This window comes from Bacillus sp. JST-5 (assembly GCF_057747715.1).
On record NZ_JBYLHW010000012.1, the window covers coordinates 1 to 19,495 of the forward strand.

The window sequence follows — 19,495 nt, forward strand, 5'->3', positions numbered from 1 at the left end:
ATGGAGATCCGACAACTCCTCCTATGTTTGCATGTGAAAAATGTGGGGGTGAAATGTATCCTGAGTATTATAAAGGGATACATGGCATAGAGTACAAATTATCGGATATTCTCTAACCATGAAAAGGACCGGGCTATGCCCGGTTTTTCTTATTGCATAAACAAATATTTTGTTCATATTTTTATTTTAGTATAAAACTATACAGGAAATTTACATTTATTGAAATAATGATGAAGGATGAATTAAAATAAAAAATATAGTAAAAAACGAACGAGGAGGTAAGATTATGACACCCGTTCGGATTATTTTTGTCATTTATCCAACGTGTGCGGTTATCCTTTCATCCATTTTAAAAGTTTTATTTAGGGATAGAAAATGGAGCAATCCACTCATATTTTCCATAATATATGCAGCTTCTAATTTAGGAATTTATTATTATACTGAAGGTATACAGAGTAAGGGAAGAATTTTTGGAATTAACAGTACAGAAGTTTTTTATGGTTTATCACTACAAGATTGGATCCATGTTTTTATTGTTCCTAATGTTTTTACTTTTTTATATATCATTTTGGCGTACTTGAGCGTGAGCCTAGTATCTTATTTACAACATATTTGGAAAAAGCATATAGCATTATAATAATCTATTTTATTTTCAATGTTGCCTCGATTGCTTCAAAACTCCTAACAATGAAAAATTACTCCTTGTTTATTTTTCGTTTCTTCCAATTCTCCTCTAACTGGAGATTTTTTTTCTTTTTTTAAAAATTTTTTTGAACTTTTTTTTATTTTGAACGTAATATTAGTAGCCATAGTTTCTGTGCAGATAGAAAGAGAGGAAAGAGATGGGGGATAAAGAATGGATACAATTGGCGAAAAAAGGAGATTCACACGCCTTTGCAGTTCTTTTTCAAGAGCATTACTCATTTTTAGTAAAGTATTTAATTAAAATAACCATGAATCCGGATATTGCCGAAGAATTAGCACAAGAAACAATGGCAAAATGTATTGAGAAAATTCATTTATATAATGAGAAATCAAAATTTTCATCATGGCTGATTACTATTGCAACCAATTTATATATTGATATAAAACGTAAAAAAAAGAGAGAAAAACAATGGATTACAAATGAACATGTATTTCGTAAAATAAAATGGCAATTGGAACAACAAAACGTTGAATGGAACGACGCATTGACTGCATTAAATAAGTTACCGGAAACAGTCAGGGTTCTTATCGTTTTAAAGCATTATTATGGATATTCGTATGATGAGATCAGTAAAATGTTCCATATGAAAGTAGGAACGGTTAAATCTCGAATTCATTATGGCCTTGATCTGGTGCGGAAGGAGTTAGAAGAAAATGACTCAAAAAAACCAAGATAATCAAGAAATAAGAATTATTCAACAGATTCAAGAAAGTTTAAACCTACTAGAAGAGAAAATAGAGGTAAAAACTCCTGACACACATTGGTTGGAACAGTGGGCCGAAAAACAACAGCATATTATGAAACAATCGTTACGAAATGAATTCTTTAAGTTTCTCTTAATGGCTTTGTTGATCCTTTTCATAACGTTGTTCATTTTTATAAAAGCTCCTGTTTTCTTTTATATATTACAAACATTAACCATTCTTGTCATCATTTTTTATTGCATGAAGGTCCAGCAGAAAAAGCAGGTGAATAAAAGATGACGGAATGGCTAGTATTATCGATTGTAGGATTGATTCTTTTAAGTCAAAGCACGTATTTATTTTTACACGCAAGAAAACATGGACATTTGTATTGGTTTTGGGGAATTGTTGGCTTAATTCAAGCGCCTATTCCACTGATTGTTTATTTTTTATTTATTCGTAAAGTTTACCGAAAGTGGAAATTGTCTATATTGAAACAAGTATTTTTTTTATTATTCAAATTCAGTCATTTTTTGTTTCTATTTTCACTTTTATTAAGTTGGTATTCTGTCATTAGTTGGAAAACAACCATTGTAATTTTAATCATCCATGGTATTTTTTTATTAGGACTATTAATATGCTTGATTGTAGAGAGAATGAGAGAAAAAGAGGAGGACGATCGAAATGATTATCGTAACTACTGAATTTGTTCCAGGAAAAGAAATTAAAGAATTAAAAGGATTTGTTAGAGGAAGTACCGTTCAATCGAAACATATCGGAAGAGACATTATGGCAGGATTGAAGACTATCGTCGGAGGAGAAATTACAGATTACACGGAAATGATGAATGAAGCGAGACAAAAAGCAATCGGTCGTATGGTAGAAGATGCAAAACAAAAAGGAGCCAATGCCATTATTGCGATGAGATTAGAATCTTCAGCTGTAATGAGTGGTGCATCTGAAATCATTGCATACGGGACGGCTGTTTATGTAGAATAATGTTTGAAAATAAATAAAATATTGATTATTCTTAAAAACAATGGTAATATTTATAATTGCAAGAAAAATTTATCTAAGGAGGGTTACGTTATGGTTTTAATGAACAAAAAATTCGGTCAACTAAATACGAAAATTTCACGTAACCCGAAGTGTCACTATTGATTGATCTTTATATGACCCGGGTTGCGTAATGCTGCTCGGGCATTTTTTTGTCTCTTTTTATACATTTTTCCATTTTAAGACATATTGCCTACGTGCAGTATGTCTTTTACTTTTTTTAGTTGGAAAAAAATCAATAGGACATAAAGGGGAATTTTGAGGAGCATCGGAGAAAGACGAAGGGAATGATAATCTATGTTTTCTGTATTTGTAAAATTGGGATGGTTTTTTAAAAAAGAATGGAAAAGGTATGCGATTGCTATCCCATTATTAATTTTAGCTGGGATCTTTGACGTAATTCCGCCAAGACTTGTAGGGATGGCAATAGACCAAATTCATATAGGGAGTATGTCTTTATCGGACATCATTAAGTATATAGTTACGTTTTTTGTTATTACAGTAATTTCATATGGAATTACCTATATCTGGATGCATCAATTATTTGGGAGTGCATATTTAGTTGAAAGAAAACTCCGTTCTAGGCTAATGAATCATTTTTTAAAGATGACACCAGTTTTTTTTGAAAAAAATAAAACGGGAGATTTAATGGCCCGGGCAACAAATGATTTAAAAGCGATTTCCATAACAGCAGGTTTTGGAATTTTAACTTTAGTGGATTCGATCTTTTTTATGCTAACAATCTTATTTATGATGTGCGTGTTTATTAGTTTTAAACTTACTCTAATGGCAATCATTCCATTACCGATCATGGCTTTATTGTTAAAAATTTACGGAGATAAACTTCACAATCGCTTTACAAATGCACAAAAATCATTTGGAGAATTGAATGATCGAGTGTTGGAATCGATATCTGGTATACGAGTGATTCGCGCATACGCTCAAGAGAGAGCGGATGAAAAACGTTTTTTCAATATGACAGAAGATGTGTACAAAAAGAATGTGGAAGTGGCAAAAATCGATTCGTTATTTGAGCCGACGATCAATATTTTAGTCGGAATGTGTTATGTAATCAGTCTCGGTTATGGATCGTATTTAGTATTCAATCAAGAGATTACTCTCGGTGATCTTGTCGCATTTAATGTATATTTAGGTATGCTTATTTGGCCGATGTTTGCGATTGGAGAATTGATGAACGTTTTACAAAAAGGAAATGCATCATTAGACCGAGTCCAGCAAACTTTGGATGAAAAAGAACAAACGCCAGACATGGATCATCCAAAAACATTAAATACCATTCAATCGATTAAGTTTGATAACGTCACCTTTCAATATCCTTCTTCAAATGTTGAAAACTTAAAAAGAATATATCTTGAATTAAAAGAAGGGGAGACACTAGGTATTGTTGGAAGAACCGGCAGTGGAAAAACAACTTTAATTAAGCAATTGCTAAGAGAATATCAGATAAAAAGTGGAGAAATTTATCTTTCAGGAATTCCTATAAACCAAATTAGCAAAATAGATATTCGAGAAAGAATAGGATATGTGCCACAAGAACATATTTTATTCTCAAAATCGATTAAAGAAAATATTTTATTTGGAAATCCAAATGCGACTGAAGAAGAATTAATGAAAGCTATAGAAATTGCAGCTTTTGACCAAGATTTAAAAATGTTACCGGAAGGACTTGATACGCTAGTTGGTGAAAAAGGTGTAGCCTTATCAGGGGGACAAAAACAACGCATTTCCATTGCGCGTGCAATCATTAAAAATCCTGAACTTCTAATTTTAGACGATTCATTATCAGCGGTAGATGCAAAAACAGAACAAAGAATTATCGAAAATATTCGAAAAGAACGAAAAGGGAAAATGACAATTATTTCTACACACCGAATGTCTGCTGTCCAGAATGCTCATTGGATCATCGTTTTAAATGACGGAGAAATTGTAGAAGAAGGAACGCATGAAATGTTAATGAAACGAAATGGATGGTATAAAGAGCAGTTTGAATTAAATGACGCATCGATGGAAGGGGTGAAATAGATGAGTGTAGGGAAACGTTTATTTCAATATGCACTACATTTTAAAGGAATGATTATTGGCGCTTTATGTATGTTAACAATTGCAGTTGCCGCTGAGTTAGCGGGTCCGTTTCTTGCAAAGTCGTTAATTGATAATCATATATCTGGCATTGAGTCTAAGTGGGTTGAAACAGATGAGGTGAAGGAATCAGTTCCATTTAATGGCAAGTATTATAAAAGGCTAGAGTATATTAATGAAGGTGAAAGAGTAGGAAAAATTGTACGAATCCTACAAGTGCAAAGAGACTTTGTATTTATAGACAGCGATATAGAATTTGATGGGGAACGATTATACAACAATGGAATTTTAACAATAAAACAGGGAGAAAGTACTGCTCAATATAATGCAATTAAGTTAAGTACGAAAGAAGTTTTCCAATTTTATCGCCCAGAATTTCCTTATATGTTTTACTTGTTAGTCGCCTATTTATTACTATTAATTGTAGCATCGATTTTTACTTATGCTGAACGTTATTTATTGCAAAAATCAGCAAATCGCATCATACAAAAAATGAGAACTGATGTATTCAATCATATACAAAAACTACCAATAAAGTTTTTTGATAATTTACCTGCCGGGAAAGTTGTAGCTCGAATTACCAACGATACAGAGGCAATTCGTGATTTATATGTAACCGTATTATCAACATTTTTCTCCAGCGGTATTTATATCACAGGTATCTATGTAGCATTGTTTATATTAAATGTTAAGATGGCGCTTCTTTGTTTACTATTACTTCCAGCCCTTTATGCTTGGATGATTATTTACCGGAAGTTTGCATCAGAATATAATCGTGTCATCCGTTCAAAGAATAGTGAAATAAACGGAAAAGTCAATGAATCGATTCAAGGGATGTCTATCATTCAAGCATTTAATCGAGAAAAAGAGATCATGGAGGAATTTGAAAACTTAAATTATACACATTTTAAGTTTCAAAATAAAATGTTAAATTTAAATGCCTTGACTTCTCATAATTTAGTGAACGTATTAAGAAATATCATTTTTGTTGCTTTTATCTGGTATTTTGGAGGTATATCACTAGATCCGAATTCTATGATTTCTATAGGAATCCTATATGCATTTATTGACTATGTTAATCGTTTATTCCAACCAGTTAGTGGAATTGTTAATCAATTTGCCCATCTAGAACAGGCATTAGTTGCAGGTGAACGAGTCTTAAAATTATTAAATGAAAAAGGAACCGATGTGAGTGACACAGAAATTCCAAGATTTAAAGGGAATGTCAAATTTGAAAATGTTTCTTTTGGTTATAAAGATGACGAATGGGTATTGAAAAATATTTCATTTGAGGCTAAACAAGGGGAAACTGTTGCTTTTGTCGGTCATACCGGATCGGGGAAAAGTTCGATTATGAATTTGCTATTTAGATTTTATGATCCAAACCAAGGACGCATTTTGATTGATGGCAAAGATATAAAAGATATTCCGCATCAAGCTTTAAGGAGACATATGGGAATTGTGCTGCAAGATCCATTTTTATTTACGGGCACTATTGCTTCCAATGTAAGTTTAGAAAACCCTAATATTAATAAGGAAGATATCAAACAAGCTTTGAAAGCCGTTGGTGCGGATTCAGTATTGAAACATTTGCCTAACGGAATTGATGAACCAGTTATTGAAAAAGGGAGCACATTATCTGCGGGGCAACGGCAATTAATCTCTTTTGCACGTGCATTAGCCTATAATCCAGCAATTCTTATTTTAGATGAAGCAACTTCAAACATTGATACTGAAACAGAGTCCATTATCCAACAAGCATTGGATGTTTTGAAAAAAGGAAGAACAACATTTGTCATTGCCCATCGTTTATCTACGATTATTCATGCAGATCAGATTATCGTGTTAGATCATGGAGAAATCGTAGAAAGCGGAACACATGAACAACTTATAAAGAAAAAAGGAAAGTATTATCAGATGTATCAATTGCAACAAGGTAAACTTTCTGTTGAACAAGCGGTATAATCCAATTGAAAACCCCTGCATCATGCAGGGGTTAGCCATATTATTCAGTTGTATGTTTAAAACTGACCGCCACCAGATAGTTGTTGTTGTGCCATTTGTACTAATCGTTTTGTAATTTCTCCTCCAACAGATCCGTTTGCACGAGAAGTTGTTTCAGGACCTAAGTTTACTCCAAATTCTTGTGCAATCTCAAGTTTCATTTGCTCTAATGCTTGTTGTGCACCAGCAACAAGCAATTGGTTTGAGGAATTGCTTCTGTTGTTAGCCATGCTGAATCATCTCCTCATAAGTTTTTTGGTTGGGTTAGCTGGAGTTGCACCAGCAGCAAATGAATCAAATCATTTGCGCCACTTAACTGGCTTAACCCATCGTTTATTATTCATTGTGTCACAATAAATGAATTTTATCCAAAATTTAATGTTTAAGATTACTGATAGTAGTAAACCATGAAATCTAATGTTCTTATTGGTTACTACTATTTTGTTTTCTATTCTTTGTTTCTATTCAAATTTTTTCTTCTAATTTTTACGTTACTATCCAATTTTTGCAATATGTGTAGGAATAGAAATCTATGTGAAAACTAAAAAAAATGGTTATGATTTGGAGGGAATAATGATGGGTGAATGTCCGTTATGCAACGGATTTTATTCCTATTCCTACATATGTACTTCTTGTATGGCAACTATGATAGATTCAGGCAGATACAGCGATTTTTTTGATGATTATAGTGCCTACATGGAAATTGATCATTTAAAACTTGAAGATGGTTTTCCTACTGATGAAAAAATCGGTGAGTGTCCTCATGTATTTATTTGTCCAAATTGCAATCACAGCGAAGTGATTATGATAAAAGAATAGCCTGAGAATATTCTCAGGCTAAACTTAATGATCAAATGATTGAGGTTCTTCTTCTTCATCCAAATTTCTAGCTTGTTCAATATTAGTCAAATCTCCATATCTGTATACAGTTCCCCCAGCAAGACCTTCATTAATATATCTGTCAACATCAAGACTTACTTTTTCTCTCCCTTGATGATCGAGGTCATCATAAAATTCTCGTTTTTTATCGTTTTTATTCATTGTCATCCCTCCCATTCATAGTTTGTTCATTTTCATAAAGAACATGTAAAGGAGGAATGATTTCCCTTTTATTATCGATCATAAACATGGAATAACATTAACTCGTGAATCATTTCTTTTATCTGTTTTTCCTCGTCTTTCAGAGGTATTCCTTGAATCCATTCAATTTGTCCGTTTTGTAGGTAATATGCTTTAAATTTTTCTCTTTTATAGAAAAAAGTTATCATCCATCCCGGAATTTGGTCATTGTTATATAATGGTTGTATTTGAAAGTGTTGTAACATAAAAAGTCCCCCCTCTTTTACAATACCATAATGGAAAAATTCGGGGAATTTTTTAGTGAAAGCCGGATAAATGAAAGAGTATTTCTGCTAATTTTTCCATTCTTTTCTGTTCGATCATTGGTTCATCAAATGTCATTGGCTTGGAATTAATTTCATATAAAAACAATTGGTTAGACTCACTTTCTCCTATATCTAAAGAAATTTCGCCAAAAAATTTTTGATGATTTGAAAATTGTACGGAAATTTCGTTTAATATTTGTTCAATTTCATTTAATATCTCTGTTGTTTTAAAGTATTCAAATGGAAGAAGTTTTCCGCCAAGCGGTATATGTGTAGTAATGTTCTGTACATTCGAACGGCGAACTCCAATTCCAGTGATTTTAAATCCATTTTCTTTATTGTGAGCAAGAACTCGAAAATCATATCGTTTTCCTTGTATTTTTTTTGGAGAAATTGCTTTTTGAGCAATATAACGTTTTTTAATAAATTTTCCATTGAATGAATTCCAGTAATGATGAAAGGTTGGATAATATTTTATCTTTTTTGGGCTTTTAAATAATATAGATTGATCATCACGAATTTTTAAATAATGAACTCCTTTGCCTCTTGAACTATTAGCAAGTTTTACGTAAATTTCTTTATTTAGTTGTAAAAACTGTTTTAATTTTTCCTGATCATCGATCATTATCGTTGGAGGCAAATATTTCTTTAATTTTTCATTTTCCATTAAAAGTTTATAGCATTCGTATTTGTCAAGAAAATGAGGATTAAAGAAAGGGATATGATGTTTTTGAAAAAAGTGAATGGTATTTAAACATTCTTTTGTATTTTCATATTCTCTGTTTGGAATTCGGTTATAAACTGCATCTGGAATTGGTAAGTATACCTTCAACCATTCTTTCGTATTTGGATGAAAGAGTAGACCTTCGGATATGCTGTTTTCTGTTAATTGTTCTGGAGAAAATAGAAAGGGGATTCCACCTTTTTTTAGCAATTCTTTAACAAGATATTGAATAATCGTTATATTTCCAATCCATTTTCCTTTTTTTGTTTTCGAGATCATAATACCAATGAAAGGGCCAGCTTTTTTTTCGTTAATATGAGCAGGAAACTCTATACAATGTTCATCAAAATGATAAAAAGAAATAGGGACGTTCCTTCCGCCAATTAATAAAGACTCATTTGGAATTGAATGAAACCATAATTTTTCTTTTTTACTGTAATAGAGATACATTGGAAGGTTCACCAATTTTTTCAATTGATTCTTTCATTAATTTTGTGGAATATACAATCGCCATTTTTAATGGAATATTTTCGATTTTCTTTAAATCTGGATGTGAAAAAATGGAACGTCCCGGTTTAGAGTTTGCTTCAAACATCCAAACTTTTCCTTTTTTGTCGATTCCTAAATCAAAGCCAATTTCAGCAATGTTTCCTTGAATTTGTTCATCAAGTTCTTGACTTAATGTTAATGCAGCTTGAACTAATTTCTTTTTCGTGTCTAATCGGATTTCACTATTTGGAAACATTTCTTCCAAAGTTTGAACCATTCCTCCGGAAGCAATATGAGTTGTTGCTGTTGTTTCTCTTACGATTTTTCCTCCGATGGCTGTTACATACCACTTGCCATCAATGCCTTTATTTGTGTGGACACGGAAATCTGCTTTCTTCCCATTCGATTTTAATAAAGGAATGGCCTGTTGAATAATATAGTTTTTATGTTTATTTTTCGGAAACTTATGTTGAACAAACGAATAAAGGGAAGTGAATTTAATGAGTCGATTTTTCTCATCTTCATCTCTAAATCGGCAATAATATTCGTTACTTTTATTTTTGATTACTTGATATATGCCTTTTCCTAAACTGCCGCTTTTGGATTTAATATAAACTGATGAAAATTCATCTAACATTTTTTGCAAATGTTTCACGGATTCAAAAGGTACCGTTTTTGGTAAGAAAATGGATGTACGCTCTGAAATTTTTAGTTTGTTGTAAATATGAAGTTTATCGAAGAAACCAGGGTTATACCATGGGATAAGATATTCTTGCTCTAAACGTTTTTTCATATTTTGAATTTGTTCAAGGTTTTCAACTTTTCGGTTAGGTAAACGATCATAAATAACATTTGGAAACGGTACTTCAATTTTCTCCCATCTTCCTTCATGAAAAGTAAATCCGTGGATGCTTCCATTTGTCCATTGAATGTGCTGCAAACCGAAAATAATAGGGAAAATCCCTTCTTTCCATGCGATTTTACATACATCTGCAAAAAATTTTGTTCTTGCTCCAATAGGATGAACCGGGATTGATGTAAACCCTGCAGTAAATACTCCTAAAATTGGCCCTAGAAATAATGTATGATCTTTTACAAACGCATGTAGTCGAATATTATTGTAATTCGTAGGAAGCATTAAGTTTTGTGCTAAAGATTTACTTAAAGTTATTATTTTTTTATTGTCATTTCGACTGTGAATATTCGCTTGTAAACAAGTGGAACCAAATGTTACTTGATCAACCGTTTCATTTGAAAGTTCTTTTGGAAGAAAGACGTGTACCTGTTCATCAGCTTCCCATTCAATTTTATAGATTTTATTCAATGTTATTCCCTCACTTTTTCCACAATTTTATTATTCAGCAAATATTTCGCGTAAAGGAAAGGTGCTTGAAATAATGTATTTTTCAAATCAGGTGCTGTTTTTAAAATAGATTTGCGACCAGGCTTAGAGTTTACTTCTAATAGCCAAATGGCACCTTTCTCATCAATTCCAATATCAATACCAAGTTCAAATAATTGCTTATATTTTTCTTCCACTATTGTTGGAATGGAACGAACTATTTCATTGATTTCTTGTTCAATAAATCTCCGATATTCTTGGCGTATTTTACTTAAACCATCTTCAAAACTATTTATTTCTCCACCCGCACTGATATTGGACAAGAAACTACCTATTGGACCAATTCGAACACATTTCCCTCTTTCTATCCAATTTCCGTTTTCATCTTTTTGAAGAAATACTCGAATATCAAAGGGACGTGAATCGTGATTGTTTAAAGATAAATATGGCTGTATTAAGTAGGAATACTTTTTGATCAATTGAATGATCCATTTTTTTGCTTGATGGAAAGACAGTATTTTATGAATAAGGTTGCCTTGCTTAACAGTTTTAATGGATACACTATCTTTAGAAGGCTCAATCACATAAATTCCTCTCCCTTGTGAACTAAATAGAGGCTTCATGAGAAATGATTCATTATTGAGAAAATACGGGCGTATATCGTCAAATGACAAAACCTTTTTAGTTTCAGGTAAATAAGGAGATAATGAGGGAGATAGTTTTAAACATTGATAAACATCCCATTTATTTGGGAAGCCATGTGATAAAAAAATTAGATCTTTTCGAGATTTTAGCCAATGAATGATTGGTGAGTATTCTTTTGCTTCTTTGTCATTAGAATAAAAACATCTGTCATAAAGGATGGTAGGAATGTCGAATTGTACTTGTACCCATTCCTTTTCTGAATGAATAAATTTATACCCTGTAACAATTTGGGAAATTGGATCAATGTTCTTTGGAGTAAATCGATAACATTCAAATCCAAATTCATGAGCTTGTTTTGCTAATTCGGTTAAATATTCGTATTCTGCAACTTCATTTAATTGGATGATACCGAATGATGGCATGGACAACACTCCTCTAATCGCAAAGAACCGCAATAATAACAGTAGTTAATAATCGCCTTGGCACTTGGCCGAATCGTTGTGTCAGTATTTCCGATTGTTTTGGATGGTTTTGAATTGATCTCGATAACTTTCACTTTCCCATTATGATCTACACCAAGATCAATACCGATTTCCACATAATGGAGGTTTTTACTGCTAATAGTTTGGCAAATAGAGATCGCCAATTCGTTCATCATTTGCATAATCATTTCAGATTTGTCTGGAAATATTCGACTCAAAATATTTTTTACAGGTGCAAGCTCGCCACCTTGGGCAATGTTCGATACAATGGAGTCGCCTTTTGAAATTCTCGCGGTAGAAAATGTTACTACCCAATTGTGCTGATTTAATTTATGACATAAATATCGAAAATCAACGGGATGATGATTTATACAAACAAGGTCTAAACCTTCTTGGATCATATAACTAGAAAATTGAATATTATCATTTAAATATTGGATTAATTCTTCTATTGTTTGAAAAGTTATACTTTTACCATCAGATGATTGAAATAATAGATAATGATCAAATGAGGTTACTTTTATGATTCCTTTTCCTTGACTTCCATAGATCGGTTTCAAGTAAATGCTTGGATAGAGAAGTAAAAATTGATGAATAGATTCTGTTGTCAAAGGTTTTCCCTCTGGTAAATAAGGTTGTAAAATGGGATTATCTGCTAATAAAGAATACATATCTAATTTAGATAAAAAATTTTCGTTAAAGAATGGTAATTGTTCATTCCTCCATTGACTTTTCAATTGTAGGGTTGTTGGATGATTTTCTTTCTTCTTGCTATGGAGGCGATTATAAATAACATTTGGATATGGTGTATCCATTTTTATCCAATGATCTTCATAATAAAAATAACCTTTAGGGATGTCTGCAAATAAATGATCAGGGGAATATAAAAAGAAAAATAGTCCTAATCTTTTACAGTAATTGCTTAATTCTTTTGCAAAATTACTTAGAGAAAGTATTATATTTCCTTCACGATCTTCTTTGAGCTCAGTCATTAATCCTATAATTGGACCAATAATAAATCGATTCAACTCTTTACAATAATAGGTATGAATGACGTCCATCGAAGGAATGTGTAGCGATGTTAATATGTCTGAGCTTAACATATTTGTGCAATTATTACGTTCAGAAAGCTGTATATTAACTTGGAGCTCATTTTTTCCCCAAATAATTTTTGCTGTCTTGTTAAGTACATTTAATTTTTTCCATTCATTCTCACATAAAAAAATGGTAGAGAGAGTTTGTAGCGATTCATTTGTAGGTTGAAAATTAACTTTCATTAAATGCATGGTCATTCCCCATTTGCCCAACCTTTTTGCATGGACTACAATTGAAAGTTGGGCGATTGTTTATATATAGTATGGAACGTACGTAAGAAAGGTGCCTATAAAAAGGAAGTGAATTTTGGTGCTTGCGACAATTTTGACAATATTAGGTATGATCATAATTGGTGCCATTATCGGAGGAATTACGAATTTATTAGCCATTAAGATGTTATTTCGTCCGTACAATGCAAAATATTTAGGAAAATGGAAAATCCCTTTTACACCAGGGCTAATACCGAAACGAAGAGATGAATTAGCGAAACAGTTAGGAATGTTAGTTGTTAATCATTTAGTTACTCCTGATACTTTACGAAATAAATTGAAAACAGAAAAGATCGAGCATGAAATGAAATTATTTCTCGATGCACAATTAATGAAAATGATAAAACGCGATTTTACTGTAATAGAAATTGCTCATACTTTTGGTGCCGACATTCATCAATGGAATGTTGAAAAACATGTTGATCGATGGATTAATAAGTCTTTTCGAAACTACTTGAAAAAAAATAGTCACATCCCTTTAAAGGAGATCCTTCCATCATCTATTCAACAGTCTATAGAACTAACCATTCCAGAAGTTACAAATTGGATTTTACTTAAAGGAGAAAAATTTTTTTCCTCAAATGAAGGAGCAGAAATGCTTGAAAAATGGGTGTCTACTTTTTTTCAAAATAAAGGGATGTTTTGGAATATGATTCAAATGTTTTTAGGACAATCCAATATTGCTGAAAAGATTCAACCAGAAATGATAAGGGTAATAAAACATCAAAATACTAAAGATTGGTTAGAAAACCTTTTAAGCAATGAGTGGAGCAACCTTTTACAAATGAAAGTGGAAACGCTTGTCGAAAAAATTGGAAATGATCGTATGGAATCAGGGGTAACTGAAGTTGTTCGGATGTTTGTAAAGCAGGAGAATATTCTACAATTCAATATTTCTCAATGGATCGAGAGAAATCAATTTATAATAAATAAATTAATCGCGAAAGGTATAGCATTTGGGAGAGAATTTTTAATCAATCGAATCGAAGGAATTATGGACAAGCTTCAAATTGCTGAAATGGTAAAACAGCAAGTAGAAAGTTTTCCTGTTGAGCGTTTAGAAGAAATCGTTTTATCGATTACAAAAAAAGAGTTAAAAATGATTACCTTTTTAGGTGCCTTCATTGGAGGGATTATTGGTTTGATTCAAGGAGTGATTGTTTCCTTATTGCCATAATTTCAATTAGGCACATACTCGCATTTTTTCTCATAGTTTGTTATAGTTGAAGTTAATCTATTGTAGGAGGGATATCCTTGTCAAATCGACCGTATGAAGTGGCACAAGAACTAGAAAAAGCTGTAAGAGAAAGTGAACAATTTGAGGAGTTACAAGCGATCTATCAAGAGTTGTATAACGATGAAACTTCTAAAAAAATGTTTGAAAACTTTCGAGATATACAATTAAATCTTCAACAAAAACAAATGTCTGGGCAACCAATTTCAGATGATGAAATTCAATATGCTCAAAAATTGGTTCAACTTGTTCAACAAAATGATAAAATATCAAGATTAATGGAAGCTGAACAAAAGATGAGTTTATTTATTAATGAATTAAATAAAATTATAATGAAACCGTTAGAAGAACTATACGGTTTTGGACCTGAAAGATAGCTCTTGGAAATCAAGGGCTTTTTTTATTGTATGTATTTTAAAAATTAATAGATAGTAACAATTTGTATTTAATTTAATGTTCTCTCTCAATAATTGAAGATTTTTATTTTAAATAAGAAAATATAAAAGTCATATCTATTCTTTTGCGTTCTATTATTCATAATCCTGTCATAAATTTTTTATATAATGAACAACTAGATCGACAGGGAGGCTTTATTATGATTTATCGTTTGTTGGCATTAAATGTAGACGGAACGGTAACACAAAATAATGGGAAAATTCATCGATCTGTTAAAGAAGCGATTCAATATGTAATGGATAAAGGAGTTTTTGTTACACTAGTAACTTCAAGAAATTATGTGATGGCGCATAAAGTGGCAAAAACGTTAAAGCTTCCTTCTTGGATTGTAACTCATCATGGTGCATATATCGCTTCGTCCCCAGATAAAGAACCATTGTTTGAAAAAAGAATCCATTATGAAACAGTTTACGATCTTGTCGTCTTTTTAGAAAAGTTTCCAGCTCATATACGTCTTGTCCATGAAAAATATTCCGTTAGCAATAATCCAACTGGAAAAGAAGGACTGACAGCAAAAACAATTTTTTACGCTAGTGATCCGATTTTTTATAACCATCGATATGTCGATGATTTAAGTACAGTTTGTGCGGATGAACGTATTCAACCTCCTCACATCGATGTATTATTCGAAAGAGAAGAAGATGCAAAAGATGCAAAAATTGCGATACAAAATATGTTTTATGAAATTGATGTTTATCAATTTGAAAATAAGTTGGCTATTGTACCAAAAGGTGTATCAAAATTAACCGGTTTATTATATTTAGGAAGAAAATTAGGAATATCAACGAAAGAAATGGTGTATATTGGCTCTGAATTAGAGGATATTGAATTAATTGAAGCGGTTGGTCTTGGAGTGGCAATGGGAAATTCTCCAAAAGCGGTAAAAGAAGCAGCTGACTGGGTCACACGATCCAATCAACAGCACGGTGTTTCTTATATGGTGATCGAACATTTCCGTAAACAGCAACCTTTGGAATTTTTAAGAAGAATGAACGTCATAAAATAATAATTTTACTGTTTTCGCCCCTTCCTAATAAAGGAAGGGGTAATTCTATTTGTATATATTGACCAGAAATAAGGGATTCAGTAAACTAAAGGAAGTTTTAATCATGGAAGGTGAATGAAAGATGATATATATGCATGGGCTTCAGGATGAACGCTTTTTTCGACCGGTACAGTTAATTGCTAATCTTTTTTATGAAGATATAGAAGTTTTCTTCAATCAAGAAAAAAATTTTCATAACAATGATGATATTGAAATTTTCATTGAATGGGAAATCAATAAAAGGCTACAAGTTACTGGAACATTAAAATATCATGAAAAGGTTATTAGTTCATCATTTGAAAAAGAAATAGATTTTCCATTGGACTTAAATATAAAAGCTCATTTTAAAATTGTGAAAAATGCTGTTCTTCGTGTATTTTTAACGCTATTACAAGATTATACAGGAATACAACAAAAATGGGGGATTTTAACAGGAGTTCGTCCAACGAAACTTCTTCATCAAAAAATTAAAGAAGGGGAACCAATTGAAAAGGTCTATCAAACTTTAAAAGAAGATTATTTGATTACGGATGAAAAAATAGAGTTAATGCAGCGAATTGTTGATCGACAATTAAAGGTTGTTCCAGATCTATATGAATTAAAAAATGAAGTGAGCATTTATATTGGGATTCCATTTTGTCCAACAAAATGCGCGTATTGTACGTTTCCAGCATATGCCATAGGCGGCCGTCAAGGATCAGTTGATTCATTTTTGGGTGGGCTGCATTATGAAATAGAGGCAATTGGAAAATGGTTAAAGGAAAATGAAATTAACATAACAACGGTTTATTATGGTGGAGGTACTCCAACATCGATAACTGCAGAAGAAATGGATATGCTATATGAACGCATGTACGAATCTTTCCCTCATGTAGAAAGCATTCGAGAAATTACTGTTGAAGCAGGTAGACCGGATACGATTACAGAGGAAAAATTGCAAGTGCTAAAGAAATGGAATATTGACCGAATTAGCATAAATCCTCAATCTTATATTCAACAAACGTTAAAAGCAATCGGTCGCCATCATACCGTGAATGAGACAATTGAAAAATTTCATTTAGCTCGAAAAATGGGAATGACTAATATTAACATGGATTTAATTATTGGACTTCCGGGTGAAGGTGTTGAAGAATTTACCTACACATTACAAGAAACGGAAAAATTAATGCCAGAATCTTTGACTGTGCATACTTTATCGTTCAAACGTGCTTCCGAGATGACAAAAAATAAACATCGATACAAAGTAGCAGATAGAGAAGAAGTACAAAAGATGATGAATTTAGCAGAAAAATGGACGAGTGAACATAAATATGCTCCATATTATTTATATCGACAAAAAAATATTTTAGGAAATCTAGAAAACGTTGGATATGCAAAAGAAAACATGGAAAGTATCTACAATATAATGATTATGGAAGAAATGCAAACAATCATTGGTCTTGGATGTGGAGCTTCTAGTAAGTTTATTGATCCGAAAACAGGAAAAATCACACATTTTGCTAATCCAAAAGACCCGAAATCTTATAATGATAATTATAAAGAATATACGGAAAAGAAAATTCAATTTTTAAATGAAACTTTTCATAAAGTAAATATTTAATAGACAGCCCATTTCCAAGAGGAAATGGGCTTATTTTTAAAATTTCTAAAAATTCAAATAAATAGAAGGATTTTTCTTATTTTAGGCGAATGTTCCTATTGAGCCTGTCATAGGATAATACAGGCTTTTATGATGAACTAGGAGGGATATTTTTATGATGAACACACCGCTTACCATGGTTCAAATGATTGAGCGGGCGGAAATGTTTTTTTCAAAGAAAAAAGTTGTATCTCGAACTTCTACTAAAATTCAAACATTTACGTACAAGGAAATCGGAGAAAGAACGAGAAAATTAGCTTACATGTTGGAAAAACTAGGGGTAAAAAAAGGAGACAGAGTTGGTACACTCGCTTGGAATCATCATCGCCATTTGGAAGCTTATTTCGCCATTCCATGTATTGGGGCAGTTCTACACACGATTAACATTCGCTTATCACCTCAACATATTTCCTACATCATCAATCACGCGGAAGATAAAATTTTACTCGTTGATGACGATTTATTACCTCTTTTAGAAAACTGTAAAGACCAACTGAAAACGGTCGAAGCATTTATTATTATGACCGATCAAGAAAGCCTTCCAGAAACCTCTTTATCACCTGTTTATCATTATGAAGAATTGTTGGAAAAAGGTAATTCTAAGTATGAATATAGCAAAGATATTGATGAAAACGATCCTGCTGGTATGTGTTATACATCCGCAACAACTGGAAATCCAAAAGGAGTCGTCTATTCTCATCGTGGAATCTTTTTACACAGTTTTGCTCTAGGATTAGCGGATGGGGGAGCAGTGAGTGAAAAAGATACAGCCATGCCAGTTGTACCAATGTTCCATGTAAATGCGTGGGGATTACCGTTTGCTGCTGTTTGGTTTGGAGCGAATTTAGTATTGCCTGGTCCGTATTTCACCCCGAAACTTTTAGCAGAATTAATGGAAAAAGAAAAAGTAACGATTGCTGCAGGAGTCCCAACGATTTGGTTAGGACTATTGCGAGAATTGGAAGCTGGTAGGTATGATATGTCACATGTTAGATCGATTCTTTGCGGAGGATCTGCCGCTCCTAAAGGAATGATTCAAGCGTTTGAAAAGAAATATAATATTCCATTTATGCATGCATATGGTATGACGGAAACTAGCCCACTTGCCCTAATAGCACGGATGAAATCTTACCAAGAAGACCTCCCTGAAGATGAAAAGTATGAGATAAAAGCAAAACAAGGCATCTTAGTACCTGGATTAGAGATGAAAATTATAGGGAAAAATGGAGAAGTTAAATGGGATGGAAAAGAAATGGGTGAACTATGTTTACGGGGACCATGGATTGCTTCCGAATATTATAAAGATGAACGGACAAATGAAGCTTTTAAAGATGGTTGGTTATATACAGGAGATGTAGTGACCATTGATGAAGAGGGATTTATTAAAATTGTTGACCGTACAAAAGATTTAATCAAGAGTGGTGGAGAATGGATTTCTTCTGTAGATTTGGAAAATGCTCTTATGACACACGAAGCAGTGTTTGAAGCTGCAGTTGTAGCCGTCCCTCATGAACAATGGCAAGAAAGGCCAGTGGCATGCGTTGTATTAAAAGAAGAATATAAAGGAAAAACGACAAAAGAGGACTTATTAAACTTCCTCCAACCGCAATTTACAAAGTGGTGGCTACCGGATGAAATTCTATTTATGGATGAAATTCCAAAAACAAGTGTCGGAAAGTTTTTAAAGAGAACATTAAGAGAACAAGTAAAAGAGGTAATGGCGAAGTAAGTGAAAAAACTCTTCTCTTGTTAGCTTTCACTAACAAGAGAGGAGTTTCTATTTTAAAAACAGAATTAGCAACATTTTTTGAATTACGTTCAAACATGGAATAACAATAGCTTTCCTTCAGGGGAAACTAAGCGATGAGTTTTATTTGCTAAATTTTTTTCAAATAGCAATTTTTCACCAATTTTCTTTGCTTCTCCATCATTTTTTGCCTCAATACTTTCATCTAATAATTTTTCCCCATTACTTTCAAATGCTGTAAGCTTATATATTTTCATCCTCCGTCCCCTTTCCAAAATTATTCATACTAATGTCTATTTGATATAATAGTTTTATAGTGCGTGAAATGATTTAATGTTCATTATATTATGATTATATAAAAAATTTAACAAAAGTGAATCCTTATTTGATATCA

21 protein-coding genes are annotated in these 19,495 nt (G+C 32.4%); 13 read left to right on the forward strand and 8 right to left on the reverse strand.

Annotated elements, in window-relative coordinates; translation table 11 throughout:
* Positions 1–286 precede the first annotated feature (286 nt).
* From AC3ASS_RS04410 to AC3ASS_RS04440, 7 genes are all read left to right on the forward strand, one after another.
* Positions 287–637 carry a hypothetical protein gene (locus AC3ASS_RS04410; protein WP_488282298.1) on the forward strand — a complete coding sequence of 117 codons (351 nt, stop codon included), beginning with the start codon at positions 287–289 and terminating at the stop codon, positions 635–637.
* Between the two features lie 205 nt (positions 638–842).
* Complete coding sequence (gene sigY, locus AC3ASS_RS04415) at positions 843–1,382, forward strand: RNA polymerase sigma factor SigY (protein ID WP_488282299.1); 540 nt, start codon at positions 843–845, stop codon at positions 1,380–1,382.
* The gene (locus tag AC3ASS_RS04420; RefSeq protein WP_488282300.1) at positions 1,360–1,689 is read left to right on the forward strand and encodes a YxlC family protein; all 330 of its coding nucleotides are present in this window, start codon (positions 1,360–1,362) and stop codon (positions 1,687–1,689) included. The genes sigY and AC3ASS_RS04420 overlap by 23 nt, the downstream gene beginning before the upstream one ends.
* A complete protein-coding gene (locus AC3ASS_RS04425; RefSeq protein ID WP_488282301.1) occupies positions 1,686–2,093 on the forward strand; it encodes a hypothetical protein in 408 nt (135 codons plus the stop codon). The genes AC3ASS_RS04420 and AC3ASS_RS04425 overlap by 4 nt, the downstream gene beginning before the upstream one ends.
* Positions 2,074–2,388, forward strand: coding sequence for a heavy metal-binding domain-containing protein (locus AC3ASS_RS04430; protein WP_488282302.1), 315 nt, complete (start codon positions 2,074–2,076; stop codon positions 2,386–2,388). The genes AC3ASS_RS04425 and AC3ASS_RS04430 overlap by 20 nt, the downstream gene beginning before the upstream one ends.
* Positions 2,389–2,742: 354 nt before the next feature.
* Positions 2,743–4,488: an ABC transporter ATP-binding protein gene (locus AC3ASS_RS04435; RefSeq protein WP_488282303.1), complete on the forward strand. Its 1,746-nt coding sequence runs from the start codon at positions 2,743–2,745 to the stop codon at positions 4,486–4,488.
* Positions 4,489–6,510, forward strand: a complete 2,022-nt coding sequence (locus AC3ASS_RS04440; protein WP_488282304.1) for an ABC transporter ATP-binding protein — start codon at positions 4,489–4,491, stop codon at positions 6,508–6,510. It begins immediately after the preceding gene.
* 56 nt (positions 6,511–6,566) lie between these two features.
* Here AC3ASS_RS04440 and AC3ASS_RS04445 read toward each other — a convergent pair whose 3' ends face one another.
* Complete coding sequence (locus AC3ASS_RS04445; protein ID WP_488282305.1) at positions 6,567–6,779, reverse strand: alpha/beta-type small acid-soluble spore protein; 213 nt, start codon at positions 6,777–6,779, stop codon at positions 6,567–6,569.
* 346 nt (positions 6,780–7,125) lie between these two features.
* Between AC3ASS_RS04445 and AC3ASS_RS04450 the strand changes: the two genes are divergently transcribed.
* Positions 7,126–7,368: a hypothetical protein gene (locus tag AC3ASS_RS04450; RefSeq protein WP_488282306.1), complete on the forward strand. Its 243-nt coding sequence runs from the start codon at positions 7,126–7,128 to the stop codon at positions 7,366–7,368.
* 24 nt (positions 7,369–7,392) lie between these two features.
* Here the strand turns inward: AC3ASS_RS04450 and AC3ASS_RS04455 are convergent, their stop codons facing one another.
* The 6 genes from AC3ASS_RS04455 to AC3ASS_RS04480 form a co-directional block, all read right to left on the reverse strand.
* The gene (locus tag AC3ASS_RS04455) at positions 7,393–7,590 is read right to left on the reverse strand and encodes a hypothetical protein (RefSeq protein WP_488282307.1); all 198 of its coding nucleotides are present in this window, start codon (positions 7,588–7,590) and stop codon (positions 7,393–7,395) included.
* A gap of 71 nt (positions 7,591–7,661) precedes the next feature.
* Positions 7,662–7,874 carry a DUF5342 family protein gene (locus AC3ASS_RS04460; RefSeq protein ID WP_488282308.1) on the reverse strand — a complete coding sequence of 71 codons (213 nt, stop codon included), beginning with the start codon at positions 7,872–7,874 and terminating at the stop codon, positions 7,662–7,664.
* Between the two features lie 52 nt (positions 7,875–7,926).
* Positions 7,927–9,108: a YheC/YheD family endospore coat-associated protein gene (locus AC3ASS_RS04465; RefSeq protein ID WP_488282309.1), complete on the reverse strand. Its 1,182-nt coding sequence runs from the start codon at positions 9,106–9,108 to the stop codon at positions 7,927–7,929.
* Positions 9,089–10,471 carry a YheC/YheD family endospore coat-associated protein gene (locus AC3ASS_RS04470; RefSeq protein ID WP_488282310.1) on the reverse strand — a complete coding sequence of 461 codons (1,383 nt, stop codon included), beginning with the start codon at positions 10,469–10,471 and terminating at the stop codon, positions 9,089–9,091. The genes AC3ASS_RS04465 and AC3ASS_RS04470 overlap by 20 nt, the downstream gene beginning before the upstream one ends.
* Positions 10,472–10,473: 2 nt before the next feature.
* Complete coding sequence (locus tag AC3ASS_RS04475) at positions 10,474–11,556, reverse strand: YheC/YheD family endospore coat-associated protein (protein WP_488282311.1); 1,083 nt, start codon at positions 11,554–11,556, stop codon at positions 10,474–10,476.
* Positions 11,529–12,902 (reverse strand): YheC/YheD family endospore coat-associated protein, encoded by a 1,374-nt coding sequence (locus AC3ASS_RS04480; RefSeq protein ID WP_488282312.1) that lies wholly within the window; start codon positions 12,900–12,902, stop codon positions 11,529–11,531. The genes AC3ASS_RS04475 and AC3ASS_RS04480 overlap by 28 nt, the downstream gene beginning before the upstream one ends.
* A 118-nt stretch (positions 12,903–13,020) precedes the next feature.
* Here AC3ASS_RS04480 and AC3ASS_RS04485 point away from each other — a divergent pair, with 118 nt between their 5' ends.
* The 5 genes from AC3ASS_RS04485 (at position 13,021) to AC3ASS_RS04505 (ending at position 19,083) form a co-directional block, all read left to right on the forward strand.
* Positions 13,021–14,157 carry a DUF445 family protein gene (locus tag AC3ASS_RS04485; RefSeq protein WP_488282313.1) on the forward strand — a complete coding sequence of 379 codons (1,137 nt, stop codon included), beginning with the start codon at positions 13,021–13,023 and terminating at the stop codon, positions 14,155–14,157.
* Between the two features lie 77 nt (positions 14,158–14,234).
* On the forward strand, positions 14,235–14,591 hold the full coding sequence (locus tag AC3ASS_RS04490; protein ID WP_488282314.1) for a YlbF/YmcA family competence regulator: 357 nt from the start codon (positions 14,235–14,237) through the stop codon (positions 14,589–14,591).
* Between the two features lie 218 nt (positions 14,592–14,809).
* Complete coding sequence (locus AC3ASS_RS04495) at positions 14,810–15,676, forward strand: Cof-type HAD-IIB family hydrolase (protein ID WP_488282315.1); 867 nt, start codon at positions 14,810–14,812, stop codon at positions 15,674–15,676.
* Between the two features lie 121 nt (positions 15,677–15,797).
* A complete protein-coding gene (locus AC3ASS_RS04500) occupies positions 15,798–17,315 on the forward strand; it encodes a coproporphyrinogen III oxidase (RefSeq protein ID WP_488282316.1) in 1,518 nt (505 codons plus the stop codon).
* Positions 17,316–17,469: 154 nt separating this feature from the next.
* A complete protein-coding gene (locus tag AC3ASS_RS04505; RefSeq protein ID WP_488282317.1) occupies positions 17,470–19,083 on the forward strand; it encodes a long-chain fatty acid--CoA ligase in 1,614 nt (537 codons plus the stop codon).
* Between the two features lie 89 nt (positions 19,084–19,172).
* Here the strand turns inward: AC3ASS_RS04505 and AC3ASS_RS04510 are convergent, their stop codons facing one another.
* On the reverse strand, positions 19,173–19,358 hold the full coding sequence (locus AC3ASS_RS04510; protein ID WP_488282318.1) for a YhzD family protein: 186 nt from the start codon (positions 19,356–19,358) through the stop codon (positions 19,173–19,175).
* Positions 19,359–19,495 lie beyond the last annotated feature (137 nt).